This window comes from Streptomyces sp. NPDC004561, assembly GCF_053602155.1.
On sequence record NZ_JBSGDB010000688.1, the window covers coordinates 1 to 3,594 of the forward strand.

Below are 3,594 nucleotides of genomic sequence, written 5' to 3' on the forward strand. Positions count from 1 at the left end.
GTCGGCCTCCGCGCGCAGCGCGTCCGCCGCCTCCTTCACCGCCCAGCGCACGCCCTCGGCGCACTCCTCGGCCTGCGTGACCTGCTGCTGGGTCTCGCGCCGCGTGCGTTCCCGCAGTTCCGCCGCCTCCTCCTGTGCGAGCTGGAACATGCGCTGGGCGCGCTCCCCGAGCGTGTCGTACGCCTGGGGCGCGAGCTGGGCGACGGCCTCGCGCAGCCGCGCGACCTCCGTCTCCATGTCCTTGGCGAGCACGGTCAGCCGCGCGGCGCGTTCCCACGCGGCGTCCCGTTCCTCGGACAGCGCCTCCACGAACGCGTCGACCCGATCGGGGCGGTAGCCGCGCCCCCTGACCGTCACGAAGCCGCGCTGCGGCACCGATGCGCTGCTCACCCTGGGCACCCCTCTCCACCGGACATACACGACTGGATGATTTCGCGCATATCCTGATGGATCGGGTGTAAATGTTCATAACGCGACACTCCGCAGTCACGTCACGGTCGAAATTTCGCACTTAGGGACGATCGCAGCGGCCGCCACCGCCTACGGCACGTCCTCCCCAAGAGTGACGATCATGCTGCGGACGGGCGCGAGCTCCTCAAGAACCGCCGCGTCCGCCGCCGTCGCCCGCCCCTTTGGGTCGGCCGGGGTCTCGTACAGGGCCAGGAGACGGACCGTCATCCCGCGGCCCTCCCGTACCGGGTCAGGACGGCCGCACCGACCCGCTCGGCCGACAGGCACTCCAGATCGGCCTGCGCGCTCCCCTCCTCGAACAGCCGCCGGCCCTCCCCCAGCACCACCGGGAAGGTCAGCAGCCGGTACTCGTCCACCAACTCCGCGGCCATCAGCGCGCGCACCACGGAAAGACTCCCGGTGACCACCACGTCCCGCCGCTCGGCCCGCACGGCGTCCAGCAGATCCCCCTTCACCAGGCTGGAGTTGGACCACCTCGACACGTCCGGCGCGCCACCGGAGACGACCAGCTTCGGCACGGCGTTCAGCCGCGCCGCGAAGGGGCTCCGGCGCCCCGGCCACAGCCCCGCGAACAGCTCCCAGGTGGTACGGCCCAGCAGCATGACCCCCTCGTCCAGGACCGGGCCCAGACGGAACTTGTCCCCCTCGACCGCCTCGCGGCCGTGCCGGAAGGCCCAGCCGCCGAGAGGCGTGCCCGCGGACCCGTCCGGATCGGCGACGACCCCGTCCAGGGTGATGAACTCGATGACGACGACACTCACGACGACGATCCCTTCGTCCGGTTGCTCACCGGTACCTACCGGCGGCACCGGCCGGACTCATCGCGCCCACCGGAAAGTCGTCGCGAAGAGCCGCCGGGAGGCCGTCGCTCAGGAAGCCGGAGCAGGGTCGCGCGGAAGCGGCGCGAACGCGGACAGCACCCGCGGGTCCGCGAACACCACGTTGCACGCGACCCGGCCACCGACGACCGTCAGGACCTGCACCGTGTGCGGCCGGTGGCCACCGCCCGGCTCCGGCGCGTACGCCAGGAGCGCCGGCTGCCCGTTGGCCGCCGCACGCTCCACCCGCCAGCCCGTCCCGCGCAGCGCGAACACCCGCTCCATGAACCGGCCGTAGTCCCGCCTGCCCCGGTACCACAGCGGAACCGGCGGCATCTCCAGGACCGCGTCCTCGGTGAGCAGCCGCACCAGAGCCGGAACGTCGGCCGCCTCGAAGGCACGCATGTAACGCCGCACCACCGCCCGCACCTCCGGGTCGTCCGGCTCACCGACCTCACCCGGCGCGCCCGCCCGCGAAAGGGCCGAACGCGCCCGCTGCAACGCGCTGTTGACGGCGGCCACGGAAGTGCCGAGCTGACCGGCGACCTCCGCGGCGGAGAACTCCAGCACCTCGCGCAGCACCAGCACCGCCCGCTGCCGCGCCGGCAGCAACTGCAGCGCGGCCACCAGCGCCAGCCGCAGATCCGCACGCGCCTCCACGTCGAACCGCGCCTCGGGGAACGGCTCCAGCCACGGGATGTCGTGCGCCGGCGTCAGCGGCGCCCCGGGATCGTCGGAAGGCGCCCCCAGCCCCGACGGCAGCGGACGACGGGCCCGGCTCTCCAGCGCGCTCAGACAGGCGTTGGTCGCGATGCGGTACAGCCACGTCCGCACGGACGCGCGCCCCGGGTCGTACCGGTCCCGGGCGTTCCAGGCACGCAGCATCGTCTCCTGCGTCAGGTCCTCGGCCTCGTGGAACGACCCCAGCATCCGGTAGCAGTACGCCACCAGCTCACCCCGGTACGGCTCCAAGTCCACCCGACCATCCTGCCCTTCACACCCGCGCGTGAAGGACAGAATGCGCCCACTCCCGGCCGGACGGCACTACAGCAGCCCGTCCCACATCTGCTCCAGCAGCACCGACCACCAGCTCTCCGGCGAACCGAGCGCCGCCGGGTCCAGCGCGGCGAGCTGGGCCTGGAAGTCGACGGTCCAGCGTCCCGCCTGCTCCTGGTTCAGGCCGAACCTCAGCCGCCACATCCGGCCCAGCAACGCCAGACAGCGCACGAACTCCGGCAGCCCGGTGTTCACGAACTGCGGCGGCACCGGCGCACCGCCCGGACCGGCCTCCACCGGCACCGCCACGATGTTCGCCGTCCCGTACTGCACACAGATCGCCCGGCCGAAGTCGGTGCCCATCACCAGGTACGACCCCGCGTCCGCCGCCGGCTGCACCCCGCGCTCGGCCGCCAGCTCCGCCAGCGTCGGCACCGGACGGCCCGGCTGCGCCTGCGCCCAGAAGAACGGGCCCATGTCCACCGGCAGCCCCGCGACCACCAGCGTGTGCGCCACGATCGGCGGCACACCCTGCCGCGACACCGCCTGCTGATCGAACCGGAAGATCCCCGGCCCGAACGCCGCCGCCAGCTCCTGCGCGATGCCCTCCGGCGGTACCGGCGGCGCCGCCTGCACCGGCGGCAGCGGCGCCCGCACCGGCGCGGGGCGCGCCGGACCGTCCGCCACCTGGTGCAGCTCGCCCTGATGGGCCAGCAGCTGCTGCATGCCCTGCTGCCGGCTCGCGTGGTCCGTGCCGTACGGCGCGATGCTCGCGATCCGCGCCTGCGGCCACTGCTCCCGGATCATCCGCGCGCAGTACGCACCCGGCAGCTCGCACGACTCCAGCTCCGTGTGCAGCTCCAGCACCTGGTCCGGCGGCACGTTCATCGCCCGCAGCTCGTGGAAGATCTGCCACTCCGGATGCGGCGTACCCGGCGCCGAACGCCGGATCAGCTGCTGCTCCGAACCGTCCTGCGCGCGATAGCGCAGCACGGCCTGATAGCCGGGACCGACCGTCGGCTGCCCCTGCTGCGGATACCCGTACGCCGACGGCTGCCCCGGCGGCGGCATCGCACCCGGCGGCATCGCCTGCGGAACACCCGGAACACCCGGAACACCGGGGGACATGCCGGGAGCGGGCGGCGGCGGAGGTCCACCGGGACCACCAGGACCGACGGGCCCGCCGGGGCCGCCCACGGGAGGCGCGGCCAGCACGGTCTCGGCGTGATGGACGGCACCCCGCCCCCCGCCGGGCCCGCCCGGCCCGACCGGAGGCTGCGGCGCGCCGGGGCCGACCGGGGGCTGGGGC

At 73.8% G+C, this 3,594-nt stretch carries 4 protein-coding genes and 1 pseudogene; all 5 read right to left on the minus strand.

Features of this window, described 5'->3' with window-relative positions; all coding sequences use genetic code 11:
- A pseudogene (locus tag ACWEN3_RS43580) lies at window positions 1-390 on the minus strand (cellulose-binding protein); the annotation flags it as partial.
- A 150-nt stretch (window positions 391-540) separates the two neighbouring features.
- The gene (locus tag ACWEN3_RS43585) at window positions 541-678 is read right to left on the minus strand and encodes a hypothetical protein (RefSeq protein WP_452983430.1); all 138 of its coding nucleotides are present in this window, start codon (window positions 676-678) and stop codon (window positions 541-543) included.
- A complete protein-coding gene (locus ACWEN3_RS43590) occupies window positions 675-1,232 on the minus strand; it encodes a dihydrofolate reductase family protein (protein WP_452983433.1) in 558 nt (185 codons plus the stop codon). Before ACWEN3_RS43590 ends, ACWEN3_RS43585 begins: the two co-directional genes overlap by 4 nt.
- Window positions 1,233-1,340: 108 nt before the next feature.
- Complete coding sequence (locus tag ACWEN3_RS43595; RefSeq protein ID WP_452983436.1) at window positions 1,341-2,267, minus strand: RNA polymerase subunit sigma-70; 927 nt, start codon at window positions 2,265-2,267, stop codon at window positions 1,341-1,343.
- A 66-nt stretch (window positions 2,268-2,333) separates the two neighbouring features.
- Window positions 2,334-3,594: SUKH-4 family immunity protein (locus ACWEN3_RS43600; RefSeq protein WP_452983439.1), on the minus strand; the 1,261-nt coding region annotated here is incomplete at its 5' end.